This is a genomic window from Bacillus sp. ISL-45, assembly GCF_018613195.1.
In the GTDB taxonomy this organism is placed as follows: domain Bacteria; phylum Bacillota; class Bacilli; order Bacillales; family Cytobacillaceae; genus Mesobacillus.
This window is the reverse complement of sequence record NZ_JAGGQQ010000020.1, coordinates 13,085-36,261: the sequence shown is the minus strand read 5'-3', so window position 1 is coordinate 36,261 and position 23,177 is coordinate 13,085. Positions and strand designations below refer to the sequence as shown.

Annotated in this window: 19 protein-coding genes, 10 tRNA genes, 1 rRNA gene and 1 pseudogene; 25 read left to right on the top strand and 6 right to left on the bottom strand. The window is 40.1% G+C overall.

The window, feature by feature from the left end; genetic code table 11:
* Window positions 1–131 precede the first annotated feature (131 nt).
* The 12 genes from rrf (at window position 132) to rocF (ending at window position 2,826) form a co-directional block, all read left to right on the top strand.
* A 5S ribosomal RNA gene (gene rrf, locus J7E35_RS21225) occupies window positions 132–247 on the top strand.
* Window positions 248–327: 80 nt separating this feature from the next.
* A tRNA-Asn gene (locus tag J7E35_RS21220) sits at window positions 328–402 on the top strand.
* 42 nt (window positions 403–444) lie between these two features.
* Window positions 445–517, top strand: a tRNA-Thr gene (locus J7E35_RS21215).
* 18 nt (window positions 518–535) lie between these two features.
* A tRNA-Glu gene (locus tag J7E35_RS21210) sits at window positions 536–610 on the top strand.
* 60 nt (window positions 611–670) lie between these two features.
* Window positions 671–746: transfer RNA gene (locus J7E35_RS21205), tRNA-Val, on the top strand.
* 67 nt (window positions 747–813) lie between these two features.
* Window positions 814–889: transfer RNA gene (locus J7E35_RS21200), tRNA-Thr, on the top strand.
* Window positions 890–982: 93 nt separating this feature from the next.
* Window positions 983–1,067, top strand: a tRNA-Tyr gene (locus tag J7E35_RS21195).
* Between the two features lie 56 nt (window positions 1,068–1,123).
* Window positions 1,124–1,198: transfer RNA gene (locus tag J7E35_RS21190), tRNA-Gln, on the top strand.
* 5 nt (window positions 1,199–1,203) lie between these two features.
* A tRNA-Lys gene (locus J7E35_RS21185) sits at window positions 1,204–1,276 on the top strand.
* A 71-nt stretch (window positions 1,277–1,347) separates the two neighbouring features.
* Window positions 1,348–1,422, top strand: a tRNA-Gly gene (locus J7E35_RS21180).
* 3 nt (window positions 1,423–1,425) lie between these two features.
* A tRNA-Ala gene (locus J7E35_RS21175) sits at window positions 1,426–1,501 on the top strand.
* Window positions 1,502–1,929: 428 nt separating this feature from the next.
* Window positions 1,930–2,826, top strand: coding sequence for an arginase (gene rocF / locus J7E35_RS21170; RefSeq protein WP_214740384.1), 897 nt, complete (start codon window positions 1,930–1,932; stop codon window positions 2,824–2,826).
* A 79-nt stretch (window positions 2,827–2,905) separates the two neighbouring features.
* Here the strand turns inward: rocF and J7E35_RS21165 are convergent, their stop codons facing one another.
* On the bottom strand, window positions 2,906–3,076 hold the full coding sequence (locus J7E35_RS21165) for an aspartyl-phosphate phosphatase Spo0E family protein (RefSeq protein ID WP_214783784.1): 171 nt from the start codon (window positions 3,074–3,076) through the stop codon (window positions 2,906–2,908).
* Window positions 3,077–3,322: 246 nt separating this feature from the next.
* Here J7E35_RS21165 and sigW point away from each other — a divergent pair, with 246 nt between their 5' ends.
* The 9 genes from sigW (at window position 3,323) to J7E35_RS21120 (ending at window position 13,615) form a co-directional block, all read left to right on the top strand.
* The gene (gene sigW / locus J7E35_RS21160) at window positions 3,323–3,886 is read left to right on the top strand and encodes an RNA polymerase sigma factor SigW (RefSeq protein WP_214740388.1); all 564 of its coding nucleotides are present in this window, start codon (window positions 3,323–3,325) and stop codon (window positions 3,884–3,886) included.
* Window positions 3,887–3,902: 16 nt separating this feature from the next.
* On the top strand, window positions 3,903–4,541 hold the full coding sequence (locus J7E35_RS21155; protein WP_214783781.1) for an anti-sigma factor family protein: 639 nt from the start codon (window positions 3,903–3,905) through the stop codon (window positions 4,539–4,541).
* Between the two features lie 393 nt (window positions 4,542–4,934).
* Window positions 4,935–5,762: a diadenylate cyclase CdaA gene (cdaA, locus tag J7E35_RS21150; RefSeq protein WP_214783778.1), complete on the top strand. Its 828-nt coding sequence runs from the start codon at window positions 4,935–4,937 to the stop codon at window positions 5,760–5,762.
* Window positions 5,755–6,987: a CdaR family protein gene (locus J7E35_RS21145; RefSeq protein WP_214783775.1), complete on the top strand. Its 1,233-nt coding sequence runs from the start codon at window positions 5,755–5,757 to the stop codon at window positions 6,985–6,987. The genes cdaA and J7E35_RS21145 overlap by 8 nt, the downstream gene beginning before the upstream one ends.
* Before the next feature lie 36 nt (window positions 6,988–7,023).
* Window positions 7,024–8,373 carry a phosphoglucosamine mutase gene (gene glmM / locus J7E35_RS21140; RefSeq protein ID WP_214783772.1) on the top strand — a complete coding sequence of 450 codons (1,350 nt, stop codon included), beginning with the start codon at window positions 7,024–7,026 and terminating at the stop codon, window positions 8,371–8,373.
* Window positions 8,374–8,898: 525 nt separating this feature from the next.
* Window positions 8,899–10,701 carry a glutamine--fructose-6-phosphate transaminase (isomerizing) gene (glmS, locus tag J7E35_RS21135; protein WP_214783769.1) on the top strand — a complete coding sequence of 601 codons (1,803 nt, stop codon included), beginning with the start codon at window positions 8,899–8,901 and terminating at the stop codon, window positions 10,699–10,701.
* A gap of 153 nt (window positions 10,702–10,854) precedes the next feature.
* Window positions 10,855–11,052 (top strand): helix-turn-helix domain-containing protein, encoded by a 198-nt coding sequence (locus J7E35_RS21130; protein ID WP_214783766.1) that lies wholly within the window; start codon window positions 10,855–10,857, stop codon window positions 11,050–11,052.
* A gap of 359 nt (window positions 11,053–11,411) precedes the next feature.
* Window positions 11,412–12,464: a hypothetical protein gene (locus J7E35_RS21125; RefSeq protein WP_214783764.1), complete on the top strand. Its 1,053-nt coding sequence runs from the start codon at window positions 11,412–11,414 to the stop codon at window positions 12,462–12,464.
* Window positions 12,461–13,615 (top strand): hypothetical protein, encoded by a 1,155-nt coding sequence (locus J7E35_RS21120; protein WP_214783761.1) that lies wholly within the window; start codon window positions 12,461–12,463, stop codon window positions 13,613–13,615. The genes J7E35_RS21125 and J7E35_RS21120 overlap by 4 nt, the downstream gene beginning before the upstream one ends.
* Window positions 13,616–13,680: 65 nt before the next feature.
* Here the strand turns inward: J7E35_RS21120 and J7E35_RS21115 are convergent.
* The 5 genes and pseudogenes from J7E35_RS21115 to J7E35_RS21100 form a co-directional block, all read right to left on the bottom strand.
* Window positions 13,681–14,953, bottom strand: a pseudogene (locus tag J7E35_RS21115) (MFS transporter).
* Window positions 14,954–15,026: 73 nt separating this feature from the next.
* Entirely contained in the window at window positions 15,027–15,197 is a 171-nt protein-coding gene (locus J7E35_RS21110) for a hypothetical protein (protein WP_214783758.1), read from the bottom strand.
* 166 nt (window positions 15,198–15,363) lie between these two features.
* Window positions 15,364–15,552 (bottom strand): hypothetical protein, encoded by a 189-nt coding sequence (locus J7E35_RS21105; protein ID WP_214783755.1) that lies wholly within the window; start codon window positions 15,550–15,552, stop codon window positions 15,364–15,366.
* A 42-nt stretch (window positions 15,553–15,594) separates the two neighbouring features.
* On the bottom strand, window positions 15,595–15,729 hold the full coding sequence (locus tag J7E35_RS23640) for a hypothetical protein (protein WP_285290829.1): 135 nt from the start codon (window positions 15,727–15,729) through the stop codon (window positions 15,595–15,597).
* Window positions 15,730–16,141: 412 nt separating this feature from the next.
* The gene (locus J7E35_RS21100) at window positions 16,142–16,771 is read right to left on the bottom strand and encodes a class I SAM-dependent methyltransferase (protein ID WP_214783752.1); all 630 of its coding nucleotides are present in this window, start codon (window positions 16,769–16,771) and stop codon (window positions 16,142–16,144) included.
* Window positions 16,772–17,068: 297 nt separating this feature from the next.
* Here J7E35_RS21100 and J7E35_RS21095 point away from each other — a divergent pair, with 297 nt between their 5' ends.
* From J7E35_RS21095 to helD, 4 genes are all read left to right on the top strand, one after another.
* On the top strand, window positions 17,069–18,535 hold the full coding sequence (locus J7E35_RS21095) for a SulP family inorganic anion transporter (RefSeq protein WP_214783749.1): 1,467 nt from the start codon (window positions 17,069–17,071) through the stop codon (window positions 18,533–18,535).
* A gap of 167 nt (window positions 18,536–18,702) precedes the next feature.
* Window positions 18,703–20,151, top strand: a complete 1,449-nt coding sequence (locus tag J7E35_RS21090) for a SulP family inorganic anion transporter (protein WP_214783746.1) — start codon at window positions 18,703–18,705, stop codon at window positions 20,149–20,151.
* 16 nt (window positions 20,152–20,167) lie between these two features.
* Entirely contained in the window at window positions 20,168–20,587 is a 420-nt protein-coding gene (locus tag J7E35_RS21085; protein WP_214783744.1) for a universal stress protein, read from the top strand.
* A gap of 173 nt (window positions 20,588–20,760) precedes the next feature.
* Window positions 20,761–23,088 carry an RNA polymerase recycling motor HelD gene (gene helD, locus J7E35_RS21080; protein ID WP_214783741.1) on the top strand — a complete coding sequence of 776 codons (2,328 nt, stop codon included), beginning with the start codon at window positions 20,761–20,763 and terminating at the stop codon, window positions 23,086–23,088.
* Window positions 23,089–23,177 lie beyond the last annotated feature (89 nt).

Here is a 23,177-nt window from a genome sequence, read left to right as displayed (position 1 = left end):
CTTCTTGTTTTCTTCTTACAAACATTATCTAGTTTTGAGGGAATAAAGTTTTTTGCGATAGCAAAATAACTATAATTACCTCTTGAAAAATGCATAAAAGGCAGTATAATAAATATTGTCCTTAAAAATTGTCTGGTGGCGATGGCGAGAAGGTCACACCCGTTCCCATACCGAACACGGAAGTTAAGCTTCTCAGCGCCGATGGTAGTTGGGGGTTTCCCCCTGTGAGAGTAGGACGCCGCCGGGCAATAATGCATGATCATTTTAGATAACTTCTAAGATGTGGCATTCGAATCATCTGCAAGAGTTATGAAAAATTACCATTATTCCGCAGTAGCTCAGTGGTAGAGCACTCGGCTGTTAACCGAGCGGTCGTAGGTTCGAATCCTACCTGCGGAGCCATTATCTCTAAATGACGAAAGTCATTTGAGCTGGCAGCAAAATGCTTCCATAGCTCAGCAGGTAGAGCACTTCCATGGTAAGGAAGAGGTCAGCGGTTCGAGCCCGCTTGGAAGCTCTGAAAATATTATTATATGGCCCCTTGGTCAAGCGGTTAAGACACCGCCCTTTCACGGCGGTAACACGGGTTCGAATCCCGTAGGGGTCACCAGATTTTTTTCGCCTAGGCGAAAAAAATTATCCTTTAAAAAAGCATCAGCGAACATATTATGGAGGATTAGCTCAGCTGGGAGAGCATCTGCCTTACAAGCAGAGGGTCGGCGGTTCGATCCCGTCATCCTCCACCAAGTTATTTCGCGGCTAGCGAAATAACATCATTAGTTTCGCGTTAACGAAAATAATCTACATTAAAATGCCGGTGTAGCTCAATTGGTAGAGCAACTGACTTGTAATCAGTAGGTTGGGGGTTCAAGTCCTCTTGCCGGCACCATCTTTCTAACTTACCTGAATAAACTTCAGCGGAAAGATGCGAGAAATCCCAAGGGATTTTGAGCATGTACCTGGTTAGGAAGTTTTAGTATGTGGAGGGGTAGCGAAGTGGCTAAACGCGGCGGACTGTAAATCCGCTCCCTCAGGGTTCGGCGGTTCGAATCCGTCCCCCTCCACCATTTTTAATACATATTAAAATTGGACAAGCTACTAATGTCCTTTTTATTTTTTTCATTGGGCTATAGCCAAGCGGTAAGGCAACGGACTTTGACTCCGTCATGCGTTGGTTCGAATCCAGCTAGCCCAGCCATTTTTGAGCCATTAGCTCAGTCGGTAGAGCATCTGACTTTTAATCAGAGGGTCGAAGGTTCGAGTCCTTCATGGCTCACTCATGTTAAGACCCCTAAGAATAAACTTAATCCTTTATTTTTAGGGGTTTTATTTATATAATAAAATTATGCGGAAGTAGTTCAGTGGTAGAATACAACCTTGCCAAGGTTGGGGTCGCGGGTTCGAATCCCGTCTTCCGCTCCAAATGGGGCCTTAGCTCAGCTGGGAGAGCGCCTGCCTTGCACGCAGGAGGTCAGCGGTTCGATCCCGCTAGGCTCCACCATCACACTACATAAATACCATTTCTAGTCATAAATCCAACCGGGTTTATGGCTTTTTTTATTTTTCATTCAAAAGAGTTTAGACAAGTTTGAATGAAAAGAACCCAAAGCTGTCAAGAAAGTACTGTTATTATGACAGCTTTCAGTTGGAAAAGCTCAAAGCTGTCAAGAAAAAGCGGTTATTGTGACAGGTTTCAGGTAGTAGAGCTCAAAGCTGTCCAGAATCCTTTATTACTCCGACAGCATTTGCTTTCTCCATACATCAAGTCTATTTCCAATTCGAGGCAAAGCCGAGATAATTTTTTCCCAAGATCGATAAATTCACTCAATTCCAAACCGTATATATATTCATGAAATTGTCCAGTTGAGTCATTCGATTGAAAGCGTTTAAAATAAGGAGTAGACGAGAGATAGCAAGGGGGAGAAAACAATGAAGAAACTTTCGATTATTGGCATGCCTATGGATTTGGGTCAGATGAGAAGGGGAGTCGACATGGGCCCAAGTGCAATCCGTTATGCTGGAATAAATGAAAGACTGAGAGTGTTATTTGATGAGATTGAGGATTTGGGAGATATCGCAGTTGGCAGACCAGAGGTAAAGATTGATCCTAACAGCAATCTTCGCAACCTGGAATTAGTTGCTGAGAAAAATAGTTTGCTTGCTGATGAGGTAGACAAGATCATAGAATCAGGATCATTCCCACTTGTGTTAGGCGGCGACCATAGCATTGCGATAGGGACATTGGCAGGTGTATCCAAGCATTATAAGAACCTGGGTGTCATCTGGTATGATGCGCATGGGGACTTGAATACAGCGGAAACTTCTCCGTCTGGTAATATCCACGGAATGCCGCTGGCTGCGAGCCTGGGTTTGGGTCACGAGATGCTGACTCAATTAGGCGGGTTTGCGCCAAAAGTAAAGCCAGAAAACATTGTCATTATCGGAGCGCGTGCGCTGGACGAGGGTGAGAAAGACCTGATTAAGGAAATGGGCATTAAAGTATTCACAATGCACGAAATCGATCGTCTCGGAATGGCTGCGGTGATTGAGGAAACAGTCAACTATCTTAAAGATAAGACGGATGGTGTCCACCTTTCTCTTGATCTGGATGGGCTGGATCCAACAGATGCACCGGGTGTCGGTACGCCGGTAACCGGAGGCATCAGCTATCGTGAAAGCCACCTGGCTATGGAGATGCTGGCTGAATCAAAAATCATCACATCAGCTGAATTTGTCGAAGTCAACCCAATCCTTGATGAAAAGAACAAGACAGCTGTCGCGGCAGTGGCATTGATGGGGTCTTTATTTGGTGAAAAACTTTTGTAATGCCGATATAGTTTGGGAATAGGGTCATATTAGTGAAAAAAATAGGAGCAGCGGCCAGGTGGCTGCTGCTCTCTTATTATTAATATAGGAATTTCTTTTTTGAAGATAAGTGATAATATTTATTTAGTAAATGGTCGAGTTTAGTGCTGATGTCTACAACCCGTTGATTTGACAGCGAGGTTTTTGCAGCTAGTTCAACCATTTCTTTACGGCAATTTTCAATATCCTTCAGCAATGTTTCTGCACACATTGATTACTTCCTCGCTTTCACAGAAAGATAGTTCATTTATACCCCTGAAAAAAACTTTTTAAACCAAACTGGTAAAAATTTGTTAATATTGACTTAGCGTGTTTTTTAGCTTTTTTCGCAAAATAAGTCAGTTAGTAGATGATTTTGTCAATTACATACATAAATAAAGTTTTTATAAAAAAAACGAAACCTTTTACGGAATCGATTCGTATATCGATTAGCCGCATGAAGCGCGGAGGTAAACTAATGGAGACAATCGTAAAACACAGAATAAAGCAAGTACTCAAGGGAGACCAGAATGCCTATGGAGAGATTGTTGAGGTATACAAGGACAAGGTATTCCAACTTTGCTACCGTATGCTCGGGAATCGGCACGAGGCAGAAGATATTGCACAGGAGGCTTTTATCCGTGCATATATCAATATTAACAGCTTCAATCAAAACTTGAAGTTTTCTACATGGCTGTATAGAATAGCTACTAACCTATGTATTGACCGGATCCGCAAAAAGAAACCAGATTATTTCCTTGATGCGGAGGTACCTGGAACAGAAGGCTTGACGATGTATTCCCAGGTTCCATCTGAAACACCCTTACCAGAGGATGAAGTAGAAAGTATCGAATTGCAGGATACCATCCAAAAGGAAATTTCAAAACTACCCGATAAATATCGGTCTGTAATCGTATTAAAGTATATTGAAGAACTCAGCCTGAATGAGATCAGTGAAATTCTGGATTTGCCGCTTGGCACCGTGAAGACGAGGATCCATCGAGGAAGAGAAGCCTTAAGGCAGCAGTTGCGACACGTATAAGGTGAGGTGAAAGAATATGAAATGTTCCGAACAAATTATCGAATATATGCATGAATATTTAGATGAAGAAATCTCCGAAGAACATGAAAAGATATTAAGAGAGCATCTGCAAAGCTGTTCAGATTGCCAGGAATACTTCAGGGAGCTGAATAAATCAATCGCTCTTGTACAGAGCACCTCCCATATCCAGGCACCAGATGATTTTACTTCAAAAGTGATGGCCGGCCTGCCGAAGGAAAAGAAAAAGACGGAAATCCAACGTTGGTTCAGGAGCCATCCATTGTTAACAGCTGCCTCGCTTTTCCTGGCGTTAATGACTGGCAGCGTTTTTTCGACTTGGAATGAAGAACACCAGTTTTCCGTATCGAAGCAGCCTAATCTGATTGTTGAAAATGATACAGTAATCGTGCCTGAAGGGGAAGTCGTCAAGGGTGATGTCGTTGTCAGGAATGGCAAGGTGAAAATTGAAGGCGAGGTCCAGGGTAATGTCACAGTGATTAACGGTGAGAAATACATGGCTTCAGCAGGCAATGTCACTGGTGAAATAACAGAGGTCAATGAAGTGTTCGAGTGGATCTGGTACCATATTAAGAAGACAGCTAAAAATACGGCAGATCTTTTTGAGAACGACGAAAAGGAACAGTCATTCCAATAGGAATGGCTGTTTTTTAAGGCCCCTTTTTGCAAGGATTGGTTGGGGTCAGCAGACAAGTGCACTGCAGTGGACATCATTATAATTTGAACAAAGCTTATGGTATAATAAAAAAGTTACCTTTGTTTATAGCTGAAACAGATTGGTCCTCTTTTGTATTTTTTACAAAGGGCGATTTTGCATTGTATGATTTTTACACCGCATTTCGAAAGGCTTCGGAGACCTTTCTTGCTGCTCCTTAACTGGCTGTGCACTCGAAAACCCTGAAGCCGATTTTTTACTTTTCTATAGTTAACAACAAAGTTACGAAAGAAGCCTTTTAAAAAGGCTGATGAACCTTCAGGGCAGTTTCATAGACATCTGAAGGAGCCTTACTAAACTACTGGAGGAAGTGCAATGTCGTTTGCGGATTTCGATTTTTTAGAATATCTAGCTAATATTGTTGACATTCTCCTGGTTTGGTTCGTCATTTACAAGCTGATTGCAATTATTCGAGGTACGAAGGCTGTCCAGCTTTTAAAAGGGATTTTTGTCATCCTGATTGTAAAGTTTATCAGTGATTACTTCGGCTTGAATACGCTCAGCTGGATGATGGAACAAGTACTAACCTGGGGATTCCTGGCCATTATCATCATCTTCCAGCCCGAATTGCGGCGGGCACTCGAACAGCTCGGCAGAGGGCGGCTTTTTTCCAGATCAGGTCTGCAGGAAGAGGAAGACGAAGAGAAGATGGTGGAGGCCATTATCAAGGCAACCGATTATATGGCTAAGCGCCGGATCGGGGCATTGATCTCAATTGAAAGAGAAACAGGAATGAGTGATTACATAGAGACAGGCATCCAGCTTCAATCAAAAATCTCTTCTGAACTGTTGATTAATCTTTTTATACCGAATACGCCGCTTCATGATGGAGCTGTAGTGATACAGAAAAACATCGTTGCCGCGGCTGCTTGTTATTTGCCGCTGTCGGAAAGTCCGTTCATTTCGAAGGAACTGGGTACAAGGCACAGGGCCGCGCTCGGAATCAGTGAAGTAACCGACAGTATCACGATTGTCGTATCTGAGGAAACAGGGAATGTATCGGTTACCCGAAATGGCGAACTTTACAGGGACTTGAGCGGGGATACGCTAAGGGAACTGCTTACAGCCGAGCTGGTTTCGCCATCAAGAATCAAGCAGGCAGCTTCTACCCGCTGGAATTGGAGGGGGAAGAAAAATGGATAAATGGATGGATAATCCCTGGTTCATAAAAGTCGTTGCTCTGGTTCTTGCTGTCTTGCTGTTTGGATCTGTACCTAAAAACGATCCAGATAAGCCTGGCGATGTGAATGTACCATCAGATGAAAAGGTAGAGACGGTTGAAGACGTGCCGGTAAAAAGGATTTATGATACCGATACTTTGGTAGTATCCGGGGTTCCTGAAACAGTTTCCGTAACGCTTCAAGGACCGAAAAATCTTGTGCAGCAGGCGAAGACACTGAGGAATTTCGAGGTGTTCGTTGATTTAACAGATGCCGAAATCGGCAATCAGCGGGTCCCGATCACGATTAAAGATGTCTCAGACCGCCTGACCGTTACCATCGAACCTGGGTATGCAAATGTGTCAATCCAGGAGAAGGTTACGAAGGAATTCAGTGTGGAGGCGGAATTCAACGCGAATATAGTGGAGGAAGGTTATATAGCTGAAAAGCCGTCGGTAAAACCTAATAAAGTCCAAATAACAGGTGCAAAGGATGTTATCGACAGAATCACTTATGTGAAAGCAACTGTCAATTCTTCGGGAAAGGTATCAGACACCATCACACGAGAAGCAAGTATTCTTGCTCTGGATAAAGATATGAATAAACTTGATGTTGTTGTCGAACCTGGCGTTGTCGAGGTAACGATCCCGATTAAAAGCTCAAGCAAAAAGGTACCAATTGATATTGTCCGGAAAGGAACTCCTCCAAGCGGGGTAACAATCGATTCAATCACTTTGGAAACGAAGGAAGCTGAGATCATAGCTGACCCAAGCGTTCTTGAGAAATTTGATCGTGTCAGGGTCGAAGTGGATGTGAGCAAGATTGAGGAGGATACGGATATCACCCTTCCAGTCATTATTGGCGAAGGAATTGTCCGGGTTTCGCCTGAAACGGTAAAAGTGGCCGTAAAAGTCACAAAGGCTTCCGAGATAAACATTTCTAATGTTCCAATTGAAATTGATGGGATGGATGCAGGCTATGAAGTCAATTTCCTTGATCCCGCAGACGGCCAGACAAATTTGATCGTTTCTGGACCGAGTGATATTGTTTCGGCTCTGTCACCCGATGATTTTAAAGTCTTGATCGATGTGTCGGAGCTTGAGGAAGGGAATCATGAAGTCGAGATGAAGGTGACAGCACCTCAAAATATAACGTGGAAACTGGCTAAAGAAACGGCCAGTATATCGGTTGCGAAAAAAGATGCGTAATGACTGCAATTTTTCATACAAGGAGAGATTCTAAGAATGGGTAAATATTTCGGTACAGACGGAGTACGTGGTGTTGCGAACAGCGAATTAACGCCAGAATTAGCTTTCAAGCTTGGCCGCTTCGGAGGCTATGTCCTTACAAAGGAGCATGATCGCCCTAAGGTGTTGATCGGAAGGGACACACGTATTTCCGGACATATGCTTGAAGGAGCGCTGGTAGCCGGTCTATTATCAATCGGAGCGGAAGTCATGAGGCTCGGCGTTATCTCAACTCCAGGAGTGGCCTATTTAACGAAGGCCCTTGGCGCGCAGGCTGGCGTCATGATTTCGGCCTCTCACAATCCAGTAGCGGATAATGGAATTAAATTCTTTGGGCCAGATGGATATAAGCTATCTGATGATCAAGAGAATGAAATCGAACAATTGATGGATATGGACAAAGATGAGCTGCCTCGTCCTGTAGGTGCTAACCTTGGACAGGTAAATGATTACTTTGAAGGCGGCCAAAAGTACCTTCAGTATCTAAAGCAATCTGTAGATGAAGAGTTCACAGGTCTGCATATCGCGCTTGACTGCGCACATGGGGCAACCTCATCATTGGCTACGCATTTGTTTGCTGACCTTGATGCTGATACTTCCACAATGGGCGCATCGCCTAATGGCTTGAATATTAATGATGGTGTCGGATCGACACATCCGGAAGCCCTTGCTGAATTCGTAAAGGAAAAGGGAGCAGATTTAGGCCTTGCTTTTGATGGAGATGGCGACCGCCTGATTGCGATTGATGAAAAAGGAAACATCGTTGATGGCGACCAGATCATGTATATTTGCGGAAAATTCATGAAGGAACGCGGCCAGCTGAAACAGGGTACTGTGGTATCGACTGTGATGAGCAATCTTGGTTTTTACAAAGGCCTTGAGGAACATGGAGTTCAAAGTGTTCAAACAGCGGTCGGCGACCGTTATGTAGTGGAAGAAATGAAGAAGAACGGATATAATCTCGGCGGCGAGCAATCCGGCCATATCATCTTCCTGGATTATAACACCACCGGTGACGGGCTGCTTACAGGCTTGCAGCTTGCCAACATCATGAAAGCAACAAATAAGCCGCTTTCTGAGCTGGCAGGGGAAATGAAGAAATTCCCTCAGGTTCTTGTGAATATCAGAGTGACGGATAAGCACCACGTAACTGATAACGAGAAGGTAAAAGAAGTAATCGAACAAGTTGAAGCAGAAATGAACGGCAACGGCCGTATCCTTGTTCGTCCTTCAGGTACCGAGCCATTGGTGCGTGTCATGGCAGAAGCAGCCACAGCAGAGCTTTGCGAAGAATATGTAAGACGAATTGCTGTCGTTGTTGAAGAAGAAATGGGATTAAAAGAATAGGAATCAGTCATATGCATAAGGGCTCCGGCACATAAATGAGCTCTTATGCATATTTATTTAGGAAGGGAGTTTTTAGTCGGCCGGTATAGGGTAATTGTACGGGAGGGCTATTTTCCTTTGTTTTCTATTGACGGATAGATACGTATCATGTATGATAATCCTGTTTTTGCAAATAAGGCGGATTGTGCAGCATAAGCCTTAAAAACAAATTTTATCGAAAGGTGGGCAGAGGTAAATCAATGGAAAACTAAAGCGCCAGGACTAATCCTTGACCGAAAATGTGGATTAGTTGACGAGGTGGAGGTTTATCGAAGTTTCGGCGGATGCCTCCCGGCTGAAAGCACAGCCGCGAATTCCATCTTCAAAACATTAGGGCAACTTAATGCACAAAAAGATGGGGATGCTAAAACTAAAGAGGATTGGATTTACGAAGTCTGACCTCAAACCAATTATATGAGATAAGGGGGCAAGCTGCCCCTATTTAAGAGGCTTCTTGTCCCCTGTCGTACAGGAGGAATAGAAGTTATGTGTGGAATCGTTGGATATATCGGAAATAATGACTCGAAAGAGATTTTATTAAGAGGTCTGGAAAAGCTTGAGTATAGAGGGTATGACTCTGCGGGGATCGCAGTCATGAACGAAAAGGGAGTTCATGTTTTTAAGGAAAAAGGACGCATTGCCGACCTGCGCAATGCAGTGGACAATGATGTGATGGCTAACGCAGGTATCGGCCATACTCGTTGGGCGACTCACGGTCCTCCAAGCAAGGTGAACGCTCACCCTCACCAGAGCTCAACTAGCAGACTGACTCTTGTCCACAATGGCGTTATCGAGAACTACGATCTATTAAAGCGCGAGTACTTGCAGAATGTCGAATTGAAAAGTGAAACAGACACTGAAATTATCGTCCAGTTAATCGAACTGTTCGTAAACGAAGGTCTGAGCCTGGAAGAAGCCTTCCGAAAGACGCTGACAATTTTACATGGTTCCTATGCACTTGCCCTGATAGACGAGCAAAACGAAGACACGATTTTTGTGGCGAAAAACAAGAGCCCGCTTCTTGTCGGCCTTGGCGATGGCTTCAATGTTGTTGCCAGTGACGCAATGGCAATGATCCAGGTAACTAACCAGTATGTTGAACTGATGGATAAAGAAATGGTGATTGTTACTAAGGAAGAAGTGACAATCAAGAACCTTGAAGGAGAAGTGGTTTCACGTGCTCCTTACACAGCAGAACTTGATGCAAGCGATATTGAAAAGGGAACATATCCACACTACATGCTCAAAGAAATCGACGAGCAGCCGCTAGTGATGCGCAAAATCATCCAAAACTATCAGGATGGCGAAGGCGCCCTTGAAATCGACTCTGACATCGTTTCTGCGATGAAGGAAGCAGACCGCATCTACATTATCGCTGCTGGTACTTCATATCATGCAGGTCTTGTCGGCAAGCAGTTCATCGAAAAATTGGCGAAGATTCCTGTTGAAGTTCATATCTCAAGTGAATTCGGCTACAATATGCCACTTCTATCTGAGAAGCCATTATTCATCTTCATTTCACAGAGCGGAGAAACTGCGGACAGCCGACAGGTTCTTGTTCAAGTGAAGGAAATGGGCTACAAGGCTTTGACGATTACGAATGTTGCTGGTTCAACTCTTTCCCGTGAAGCAGACTACACTCTTCTTCTTCACGCTGGTCCTGAAATCGCGGTCGCTTCAACAAAGGCATATACAGCTCAGCTTGCTGTCCTGGCAATTTTAGCAGAAGTAACAGCTCGCGGAATTGGCCACGAAGTTAACTTCGACCTTGTACAGGAACTGGGAATCGTGGCGTCAGCGATGGAAGCTCTTTGCGATGACAAAGAAGAATTCGAAAGCATCGCGCGCGAATACCTGACTGTTACAAGAAACGCATTCTTCATCGGACGCGGAATCGACTTCTACGTGGGCCTTGAAGGCGCGTTGAAGCTGAAGGAAATTTCGTACATCCAGGCTGAAGGCTTTGCTGGGGGAGAACTGAAGCACGGAACAATTGCTTTGATTGAAGAAGGCACACCAGTCATCGCCCTTGCAACACAAGAATTCGTCAACCTGAGCATCCGTGGAAACGTCAAAGAAGTCGTTGCCCGCGGAGCAAACCCGTGCATCATTTCCATGAACGGACTGGAAACAGACGAAGACCGCTTCGTCATCCCAGAAGTGCACAGCCTATTAACACCTCTTATCTCAGTAATCCCGCTGCAGTTGATCTCATACTACGCAGCACTGCACCGCGACTGTGACGTCGATAAACCACGTAACCTGGCTAAATCAGTTACGGTTGAATAAATAAATGTGTTGGAACCCAGTCAGCTGTTTGTGAAAAAAATAGTCGGTAATCGAAAAAAATAGTCGGTAATTCGTAATTAATGTTGGTAATCGAAAAAAATAGTCGGTAATCTTCATTATGTCTTAAAAGGTTCCTTGTGAGGAGTTAATAATATGGTATCAATTGGTGAGCGTATAAAAACGATTAGAAAAGAAAATTTTTATACACAAGCTGAGTTTGCAAACTTATTAGGAATTTCTCAAGGAACCTTAAGTGATATAGAAAAAGATAAATGTTATCCTTCTTATCAAACATTAAAATCTTTAAGGCAAGTTATTAAAATGGACTTAAATATTTTATTTGAAGATTAGAGAATTAACTAGTTCAACATCAGTAACCAAAAATCTTTTGTTTTTGGATTAATTGTAGAGCTTGTAGATAGTCTAGAAAATTAGACTGATCTACAAGCTTTTTTATATTTACGGAGTTTAGTAACGAACGGGCTAACAAGTGGATAATAGTGGTTCTTAAAACTTATGATTCATGATTAAACACTTATAAAAATTTACGATTCGTAAGATTTCCGATATAGTTAAAATAGAAGCATTCCATAATTTTACTAAAGGGAAACGTTAGTTATAATTTTAAGGAAATACTTTTTCTAGCTTCTGATCGCTGGAGGTAACGTAACCAAATTAGTCAATTTCAATTAGGATAGAGGAGATAAACAATGATCGTGGTTAATATTTTCGCCGAAATAGAACCAATTGTGATTTCCAAAAAATTAGGAATCACTTTATCTAATCTTTCTTATGATTGGCAAGAAGAATTAATAGAAACAATGGAGGAAGAAATCCATCATAGGGAATATGATATTAAGAAATACACCGACCTTACAAATGTAAAAGCATACAATGCTAAAAATATCGTTGAACATAAAAATTTCTCAGGAATATTAGGTCAAAGAAGTGGGAATTATTTGGAAGAAATTGCAAATAAGTTGACTTGTATAATTGTTGAGGACTTTGAAAATTCAATGCTTCAAAATAAGAACCCTTATATAGATAGCCCTACTTGCGAAATAGAGTTTGCAGAGAAGTGGATTAATTTATATGAATTTTTTCTCGGGAATGGAGGTAATAAAAGGAATTGGATTCCATTAACCTGTATGTATTCATCAGGTAATAGCTTATTTGAACAGACTAATGTATTCAGAACGCTATATTCTGAAATGAATATCGATATTAATATGGATCCAATTTCTTTTAACCGAAGAAAAATAGATAGCCTTATAGACTTTGGTAGAAGAATAGATTTATTTATTGAGAAGGAAGAATATTTTTATATGTTAGATTATATTCTGACCGCTATAGCAGATGATAGCAATTATAATGCGTATCATCTTTTTAAAAATTATTCATTAATTGAAATGGTTATAGGAAAAGAAGATTTTACTGACCCAAATAAATTCGATGATATATTTGCCTTGTTTATAGAGTCAGATAGATTTGAAAATAATGAAAAAAAGAAGTTGTTTGCAAAAATAATTCGACAAATTCGTAATAAAATAGCTCATGGAGATTTTCTCGGATTACAAAAAAAATTAGAAGAGTATGCTGCACATTTTATGAAAAATTATTACTTTGATTATTTTGAATATAGTAGAGAAAATTGGATCTATCTAAATATTTGCTGTGAACTAGATAGGATATTAGCAGATATTCTTTGGTGTTTGACTTCAGAGGATAGTCAAGGTAAAAACAGGAGAATTACGTTAATATGAATATAAAAGAAAGAATAATGAAAGAGCAACAAAAAAAATTTAAAAACCTAATCATGTGTACTAGAGACATTGAAAGTATAAAGCTAGAAGAAGTATATTGTAAGGATTTATATACTTTAAAGGTAAAACAATTAGATGTAAATTATATTGAACCTTATATGATTTATGCTATTTTTGTCCAACTTTTAGAGTTTAATCATACATATAAACCTATGGAAAAGATATTATATGAAATACCTTTTAAATATAAAAATATTTATGGTGTTTTCTCAATGAAGAAATTTGGATTGAATTTAGGTATTTCAAATGTTGAAGAGGACTTACTAAAAGATCTATTCAAAAAGTTAAATAGCGCAAGTAAAATTGCAGAAAGCCTTTTACGGCCTTTAATTAATGAAGCGATAGATAATGGGGAAATAACTATTGAGAATCAAACTGGTTTACTTAGACAAAGATATTTGTATTTTAGAAGAACCGTAAAAAAAATTCACGACGAAATTGAAAATAACGAAGATTATCCTGTAGGAAGCATTGCTTATGGGTTAAATCGCAAAGTTAATCTTGAAAAAGAAATAATTTTTAATACACAAGCAATGCTTGATGCGTATTTTAGTTTCCAAGAACATCTGTTAATACTGCTTTTACCTTTTACAAAAATAGATTATAAAACAGAACCAATACCTAATATAATCAATTCCAATTGGAGTGATAAATTTAAAAAAATATTTGAATTAGAAAATAATCGTAAATTGTTAAAATACTATGAAGCACTAAAAAATTTGAAAGAGATACGAAATAAACACGCTCACGGAGGTTTTGAAAAAGGGAACGGATCTTTAATTGCTCATATTAAAGGGGTAGGCGCTATTCCAGTTGAGGTACCATCTCAACCGGATGAAGTATTCTCATTTTTATTAATTAAAGGTGTAAAGTATAAAGAAATGTGCGAAATTATTGATAGGTTTGAAGAATTCCTATATCAATCCGAATGGAACAGGGCTATTAAAATTGTAGAGTCTATACCGGAGATAAGGTTTGATGCGGAGTATGTTTCAGAGCTAAAATGGGCAGTTACTTCAGATGAAAATTTAGAGTACTTTTTAGAAAAAGAATCATATATTTATGATCGTGAAGCTAATATGGATTGGTAAAATATTCAAAAGGATAATACTTAAAAGCTTGAGAAAATTATCAAGCCTTTAAATATTTACTATAATTAGCCTTGTTCTTTCACCGGCTTCTTCGCAAGCAGTGAACAGGCTATTCCCATTACAGGAAAGATGGTGGTTAGCAATAATATTTACTCGTATCCCCCAAACAGGTCATAGGCGAATCCGAAAGGGAGTGGTCCTAATGCTGACCCAAGTACCATGACTGTCATTGCGCTTCCTTTTATACTTCCAAGAGCTAATCTTCCAAAGTAACTTGGCCAGACGTAAATTAAGGCAATTCTTTCGAATCCCCCACTAATCCCCCACAGTACGCCAAAAATGATGGCGAGGAGGTAAGACTTTACAAAAAGAAGCAGAACGACAAATATAATTTCACCTGCAAAGATTCCTGCTAAAATATAGTTCACTTTTACGCGGTCTAAAATGTATCCGGCAGCTAATGAAATAGGGAATCCTACAATTGCCATGAGGCTCAAAACTATTGCAGCGGTGCCCGATGAAAGTCCATTTTGTTTAAAGATTGATATCAAGTGAAAATGTTAGTCCTGTATTCACAAGTGCTGGGATACTAACACATACGAGCAAAAGCCAAAAAGCACTTGTTTTCTTTGCTTCCTGCAGAGTCCAATTAATCTCTAATATCTTCTTTGGTTGTTCTCCAACAGAAGGAGTTTGCTTTTTATGATCCTCACCGTCTGGAAGCATTCCAACATCTTCTGGTTTATTGCGAATTAAAAAGAATGCTAGGGGTACAAAAATAAATAACAGTAATATTCCCCAAAGCTTCCATGAGAAACTCCAGCCCCAATTGGAGACTAACCATGTGTTTAGAGGTGGGAAAGCAGCGGAACTTGTAAATCCACCAATAGCCATTAGACTAAGTGCTTTACCTCGTTTTTCAATAAACCATTGAGGAACGAGGGTATTGGGAATTAAGGTCATAGATCCCTGACCCAATAGCCTTAGAAAGAAAAAGCCAATGAATAACATGATGAAATTTGAGACAAGACTGTTCCAAAAACAAGCAAGGGCTAGGGCAATTCCAATGATGACAGACATTTTTCTTTGACCATATAGATCTATATATCTGCCTACAAAGAACATGCTTAATCCAGCTGCTAGTGTAGCCGCGGAATAAATGCCGGATACTTGAGACCTTGACCACCCGAAGTCAGCGATATAGTGGTCGATAAATACCGAAATGGAGTATGTCTGGCCAGGACCGGAAAAAAATACGCCCAATGCCCCGATAAAGACAATCATCCATCCATAATAGAAAGGTGTTTGAAGTGGTGTTGAAGTTGTTTGTGATTTCATTGGTAAATAACCTCCAAAGCCAATCTTAGCAAAGGTGGTTATTGATTGTCTAAACCTTAGCTACAGCGAAGCATTAGTTACGATCTATTATCGTAAGAGGGCGTTTGCTCACCTTCAAATCAGTCATAGCTTTATCGAATTCATTCTCGGTAACTTCTAAAGTCTTATGGTCAAAGTGGATATAGTATAACAAGGAATCTCCAGCGGTATGCATACTGACTCCTCTAATTAACTGTTCTTTCATGATGCCCCTCCTTAAAATTCTATGAAACCGAGTTCTTGGCATGTTCAATTCCTATTAGGAGTGGAATTTTTAATGCCGCTCCCTTGGCAGTGGAAGCAAGCTTCTTTTTCATTCGGAAATTTAACTAATAAATAACCTTTTCCGGAACAACGAGGGCATTCTTTATTCAAAGTGAATCACCTCCTGGAGAATCTTGTGACTCAAGAATCAAAGGACAAGCTTTAAGGTCTTTTCTATGAATAAATTCTACTATGGCAGAGTCAGTTTTTTTGATCTCACAATAACCTGTTGGGTACACATATAAAACCTTGTAGGTTGAATTGTTATAGAGTATTAAATCTTCAGCTTTAACCAAAAGCAGAACCCCTTTAAGAAGATAATGTTGTACGGAACAAAGTTAATATCTAATAATACGTTGAATTTTCTTACCCTCTCCTTGGCAGTTCTTGCATCTTTTCTTTAAACCAAGAAGCTGTATGAAAGGAACCTTACCATCGCCTTTACATTCTTCACATATCAGTTTAATAGCCATAAACTCCTCCTTCCTATAGCTATTTATATTGGAATTCCAGTTCCTGAGAAATGATATTTAATTGATTAAATATTCGGCGTACATGTTCGTCTGTAGGTAATTTATCGAATAAGCAAGAGATAATTTTGTTTTCAGTGTTTTCGTCCAGATGACTAATTTTCACCAACCTGGATTGTTGTTTATGTTTGGCGAAATGAAGTGAATATATCTGAACCTCTATTGGGACGATAATCCGCAGATCTTCAGATGATAAACACTTAATAAGGATTTCTTCCAGTTTAATCACCCCCATATAAATGGGTTAATTTTGCATTATAATGGTTTACTACCTTACTTACGGTATCATTTTGTAATTTTCAAAAGGAACTTGTTACCTTTATACAAGTACTCAGTAGAGTTTTTTAAAAAAATTCTATTTGGTACAAACCGCGACTCCAAGCGGATATTTAACGCCCGGGTAGGGTGGCTCGATTAATACGCCCTTTTGGTAGTACATCTTTACTCCTTTGTATTCCGGAAATAACTCATTAAATTCGTCAACGGTCAACTGATGAACATGGAATGGCGAACCACATGGTTTTCCTCTTCCTTTTCCGAAAGGTGTGGACAGGACCAATGTCCCACCGGGTTTTAACATGTTATAAAGATTGGCCAGAAATTGCCGTTCTTCTTCTAAATGTTCTAATGTTTCAAAGGAAATGATGGCATCAAACATGCCTAATTTTTGGGGAAGCAGGGGATCTGTTGCATCTTCACAACGATATTTAACCAGAGGATGGTTATATCGTTTATGAGCATATTCAATTGTTACGGGATCGAAATCAACTGCGATTAATTCATTGATCCGTTTCTTGCCAAGCTTGGCGAGCATCTGCGAACCATAGCCAGAACCACAAGCGATATCAAGTACCCTTCCACGGAGGTGGTAGGAACTAAATTGATAACGTGCTAAGTGTTCAAGCAACAAAGCATTGGCTGGTTTCATAAGGTCGGGGATGACTCTCTCCCCAGTATATTCTAACAAGTTTGTTCTCTCCTTCATTCCTCCTTGCTTATTTGATTATACCGACGAACACTCCCAGTATAACAAAGATTTCAAAGGGTTTGTAGTTTTAGCACTTACCTGTTTCGAAAAAGGAATAATGAAAATGAAAAATTTCACTATCACCATAGTAAAAACACGAAAATTGACGAATTCGAGAGAGAAAAAGGTAAATAACCGCTTACATGTCGGGTTGCCACTTTCTTCAGATGTGGTAATATTACCTTGTTTTCAACGGCCCAGACTTTGATGAGAGTTCAAAGTCAACAAAAAATTAAATTATAAAGGAGTGTTTTTTTGAACATTAATACAATTAAACAGCAGTGGTTCGGAAATCTTAAGGGAGACATACTTGCGGGTATAGTCGTAGCCCTAGCATTGATTCCCGAAGCGATTGCATTTTCAATAATTGCTGGCGTTGATCCAATGGTAGGTTTGTATGCTTCTTTTAGCATCGCAGTAGTGATCGCATTCATTGGTGGCAGACCTGGAATGATTTCTGGTGCAACAGGAGCAATGGCGTTATTGATGGTCACTTTAGTAGCCGATCACGGGTTACAGTATTTGTTTGCTGCCACAATCTTAACAGGTGTCCTTCAAATCCTTTTTGGTGTATTTAAATTGGCCAGATTTATGAAGTTTATCCCACGCTCGGTGATGATCGGATTTGTAAATGCCCTTGCAATCCTTATTTTTATGGCTCAGCTAGAGCAATTCACAGGTGCCGGGTGGGAAATGTATGCTCTTGTAGCTGGTACATTGGCCATTATTTATCTTTTTCCGCGGATTAATAAATCAATCCCATCTCCGCTAGTTGCTATTATCATTATTACTGTCATAGCCATTTTCACAAAAAGTGATGTGAAGGCAGTGGGTGACATGGGAGAATTGACTGCTGCATTGCCATCATTCTTTATCCCGAACGTTCCTTTTAATATGGAAACATTGAGCATTATATTTCCATACGCTTTAGCTCTTGCAATAGTTGGCATTCTTGAATCTCTGCTTACAGCTTCAATTGTTGATGACATGACTGATACAGCAAGTGATAAGAACAAGGAAAGCCGCGGCCAGGGAATTGCCAACATCATAACTGGATTCTTTGGAGGGATGGCAGGTTGTGCGATGATCGGTCAATCAGTTATCAATGTGAAGTCCGGAGGAAAAGGAAGGCTTTCTTCTTTAGTAGCCGGTGTTGTCTTGTTGTTCATGATTATTGTTCTGAGCAAAATTGTTATTCAAATCCCTATGGCAGCTTTAGTTGGTGTCATGATCATGGTCTCTATCGGTACGTTTGATTGGAGTTCGATAAAAGGTGTCACAAAAGCTCCAATTACCGATTCAATTGTAATGGTTGTAACGGTTATTACTGTGGTTGCCACGCATGACCTTTCAAAAGGGGTATTTGCAGGAATCATCCTAAGTGCCATCTTCTTTGTAGCCAAGATATCAAAAGTCCGTGTTGATACTATGATGGAAGGTGAAAAGAAAATCTATACAGTGAAAGGCCAGGTTTTCTTTGCTTCTGTTGATGAACTAATGGATGCGGTTAATTTCAATGAAGATGTCAAAGAGGTTGAGATTGATTTCACCCATTCTCATGTTTGGGATGACTCAGCAGTAGCAGCAATTGATAAGATTGTCTTGAAACTAAGGGCAACAGGCGTGGTCGTTCGCTTAGTTGGCTTAAATGAAGCAAGTATGAACTTAGTTGATAAAATGGCAGTTCACAAAAAGCCGGGAGCAAAACTTTCCGGTCACTAGAATAAAGCTAAACCCAAGATAGTCTATCAGACGAGCTTGGGTTTTTTATTTTGGGGTTTAATATGTTCATTTTGAGTGAAAGAGTAAATGCAGTAAAAATTGGTTTTTCATTGTTCACATTGTTTTTGGCTAAGTACACAAAATATCAATAAAAAAGGAGGGCCAAAATGGAAAATAGGAGCTATATGAATTCTTGGTTTGGAAATATAAAAGGAGATGTCCTTTCTGGAATTGTTGTCGCGATTGCGCTAATACCAGAGGCAATTGCATTCTCAATCATTGCCGGTGTTGATCCAATGGTAGGATTGTACGCGTCCTTTACCATTGCCGTGGTCATTGCATTTGTAGGAGGCAGACCTGGGATGATTTCAGGTGCTACAGGGGCAATGGCGTTACTTTTTATTAACCTTGTAGCAGATCATGGTCTTCAATACTTACTAGCCGCAACGATTTTAACAGGAGTTCTACAAATATTATTTGGTGTATTTAAACTTTCGAGATATATGAAATTTATTCCCCGTTCTGTCATGGTGGGATTCGTAAATGCACTTGCAATTTTGATTTTTATGTCTCAGCTTGATAATTTTGTGGATGCTCCATTAATGGTGTATATGTTAGCAGGGTTAACGTTGTTAATCATCTACCTGTTACCTTACATAACTAAGGCAATCCCCTCGACGCTGGTCGCTATTGTGATTGTAACTGCAATCGTCATTATAATAGGGATTGATGTCAGGACAGTCGGGGATATGGGGTCTTTAACTAAAACTTTGCCTGTTTTCTTGTTTCCTGATATCCCTTTATCAATTGATACGTTAATAATCATATTTCCCTACTCACTAGCATTAGCTTTAGTTGGCCTGTTAGAGTCATTGTTGACTGCGACCATCGTAGATGATATGACTGATTCTGAAAGTAATAAAGACACAGAGAGCAGAGGACAGGGGATTGCCAATATCGTCACAGGATTTTTTGGTGGGATGGCTGGGTGTGCTATGATTGGCCAATCTGTCATAAATATAAAGTCAGGTGGGCGTGAAAGACTATCCTCTTTGGTATCAGGGGTGGTATTGATACTCTTGATTGTCCTGTTAGGAGATATTGTGGCACAGATTCCGATGGCGGCGCTTGCAGGAGTAATGATCATGGTTGCCATCAGCACTTTTGACTGGAATTCAATAAAAACTATCCATCTATTGCCAAAAACGGATGCGATTGTTATGGTAGTAACAGTATTGACTGTAGTTTTCACCCATAATTTAGCTATTGGTGTTTTTACAGGAATCCTTTTAAGCGCGATATTCTTTGTATCAAAGATTTCGCAAGTAGAAGTGAAAAGCTCCCTTGAAAAAAACACCCGAATTTATAAGGTTCGCGGTGAACTTTTCTTTGCCTCAGTGACAGAACTCATTAAGAAGTTTGATTATAAAGAGGATGTAGAGTTTGTAGAAGTGAATTTGAGCAAATCACATCTATGGGATGATTCTGCGGTAGCAGCAATCGATAAAATTGTGAACAAGTTTAAGGAAAACGGAAAGAAGATACTTGTAACCGGAATGAATCAGGAAAGCTCAGAATTGGCTGAGAAGCTGGCCAATAAACTGGGTTCACATTAATAAAGAGGTGATAGGAATGTATCAAAAAATTCTTTTAGCAGCTGACGGATCTGAACACTCCAAGCGTGCAGCTGACCATGCCATCATGATTGCGAATTGCCAGGGAGATTCAAAAATTGAAATCGTTTATGTCGTGGATGGTGACAGCTCAAAGTCTGATGTCCTAAGCAATTGGAACTCCTCGGATATCAATGACAAAAGGAAAGAGCGTTTAAAAGACATTGAGCAGAAAGCCAAGGAATCAGGTGTTAACTTTGAAATCAAAATCCTTCATGGAGAGCCAGGTCCTGCTATGGTCGATTACACAAATAAAAACAAATTTGATTTGGTTGTCATCGGGAGCAGAGGGCTTAATGGACTGCAAGAACTGATGCTCGGAAGTGTTAGCCATAAGGTAGCCAAAAGGGCAAATTGTCCAGTAATGATCGTGAAATAAACATGTAAGGGCGCTTTATGCGCTCTTTTTTTATTTGCCAGCTAATTCCTGACTATGTTATAGTCGAGTTGTTTTTAAAACCCCTTTACACCTCAATTTTCTTCTTTCTCTTCAGTAACAACAAAACATCACCAATAAAAATAATGTTTTCGAATGGAGGTCATGAGCCGCAAATGTCTGAAAAAAGCAAAGCCTCAATTCTGAAGCATGCTGATTATCAGAAAGAGGTAGAACGTCTCGAGTTTACGAAACTATATATCAGAACAATCCTTGAAGCGTCCAAAGAAAATAAACAATCTTTTACAGAAAACATTAAACAGGCATTTGAAGACCTGGATTACCTCGACAGCAGTTTAAGTTATATCAATATTTTAACGAATGCCAAGTTCCTGGAGTTGGCAGAAAATGAGTTAGAGCGATTAGAAAGCGTATTGAACAAGCCCTATTTCTCAAGAATCAATTTTAAAAAACAGGATGATGAGGTCGAAGAAGTCCTGTATATTGGTAAAACATCTTTATACGATAGAGAAAACCAGATGCCAATCATCGTGGACTGGAGATCGCCAATTGCAAATGTTTATTACGATGGTCGATTGGGTGAAGTCAGCTATGAAGTGAATGGCGAACAGCGGGATGGCTATCTTTCCTTAAAGAGGCAGTATGAGATCCAGGAAGGGAAGCTGAAGGATTTCCACGATATAGACCTGACTACGCATGATGAGTTGCTGCAGAAATCACTGTCAGGGAAAGCAGACAACAGGCTAACTGAAATCGTGACGACAATCCAAAAGGAACAAAACGAAGTCATTCGTGCGTCCCTTCAGCATCCGATTATTGTCCAGGGAGCAGCCGGCAGCGGTAAAACAACCATTGCCCTTCACCGCATCTCATATTTTCTATACACATTCGGTGAGCGATTCAGACCCGAAAAGCTAATGATTTTAGCGCCAAATAGACTTTTCATTGACTATATATCTGACGTGCTTCCTGAATTAGGTGTAGGAAAAATCAACCAGACTACTTTTATGGATTATATTCGATCTGCTCTAGGTAAGAAAATTAAGGTCATTCCCCCTGAAAAAAAGCTGCTTGCATTAGTGGAGGGAAAGGCAAAAGATGAACTGATAAGCAGAATATCAACATTCAAAGGTTCACTGGAATTTAAAGATGTACTTGATGCTTATATAAGTGATATAGAAAAGAAACTGGCCCCAACTGAGGATTTCTTTGTCGAAAAATACCGATTGATGAAGGCTACAAAACTAAAAAGACTGTTTCTTAAGGAATATCGGTATCTGCCTGTTTATAGCCGGGTGGATAAAATAAAGCAGCTCTTAACCAACCATGTAAAAGTAAAAAAGGTTCAGATTCTTACAAGGTTCCAGGAAAGGTATGAAGAAGCACTGGAGAAAGCGATATACGGCATAAAAGATAATGATAAAAGGCGGCAGAAGGTCGTCTCTTTGATGGATGGAAAAGAAAAAAGAAGCGAGCAGCTTCAATCATCAATTAAGAATGCTGTCAAAACGTATATGAATTACTTCGAGAAAAAGGATATCTACACTTTATATCAAAAATTGATGACTTCCGAGGAATTATTGGCTACTTATGCAGATGGTTTATCGGAAGAGGAAGTCAACCAGCTCGTGAATTATTCGAGAAGTATTTTTGGAAAGAAAGCATATGAACTTGAAGACCTTGCCCCGCTTTTTTATTTAAAGTCAAAGCTAATGGGTTTAGATGAAAAGCATAAGATGAAAAGTGTTTTTATTGATGAAGCCCAGGATTATAGCTATTTTCAATTTGCGGCATTAAAAGAAGGGTTTGATACAAATCTCTTTACGATCGTCGGGGACTTGGCTCAGGGAATCCACGCGTATCGGGGAACAAGAAGCTGGGAGCCACTGACAGAGCAGATCTTTCCGGAAGCGAATTATTTAACGCTTCAAAAAAGCTATCGTACCACTGTTGAAATAATGGAGCTTGCGAATGATATTCTGGCTATCATGGATGAAGATCTTCCCCAGGTTGAACCGGTAGTAAGGAGAGGGCCCAAACCAGTGTTCCACCAGATTAATCCATCTGACCAGGAAGAGTTGGCAAGCCTGATTGAAAGAGATATTCGAGCCTTAGTTGAAGTGGACCTACACTCCATCGCGATAATTGGTCGAACGGCAAGTGATTGCAGCAAGATAAAAAAGGTGATGGAAAAAAGCAATTTGTCATTTCAACTCCTGAATGAGCAGGAAGATATGGTCAAAGGCCAAATTTCAATTGTACCCGCATACTTGTCAAAGGGACTCGAGTTTGATGCTGTTTTAATGGTATCTATCGAGGAACCTTATTCGGAGAAAGAACTGGATATAAAGTTGATTTATGTAGGAATGACAAGACCGATGCATCGACTTTTCTTATATGGACCTGACCCTTCTTCTTTCTTGCTTGACCGGGTGGATCCGATTCATATAGAGATAAAAGAAACGATGCAAAAAACACACTAAACAATGTATTAGTGTGTTTTTTGGTACCTTTCAATTTCTTGTTTCATTATTTTTCTCTTTACCACCGTAATAGCTTGTGTGATGTTTCC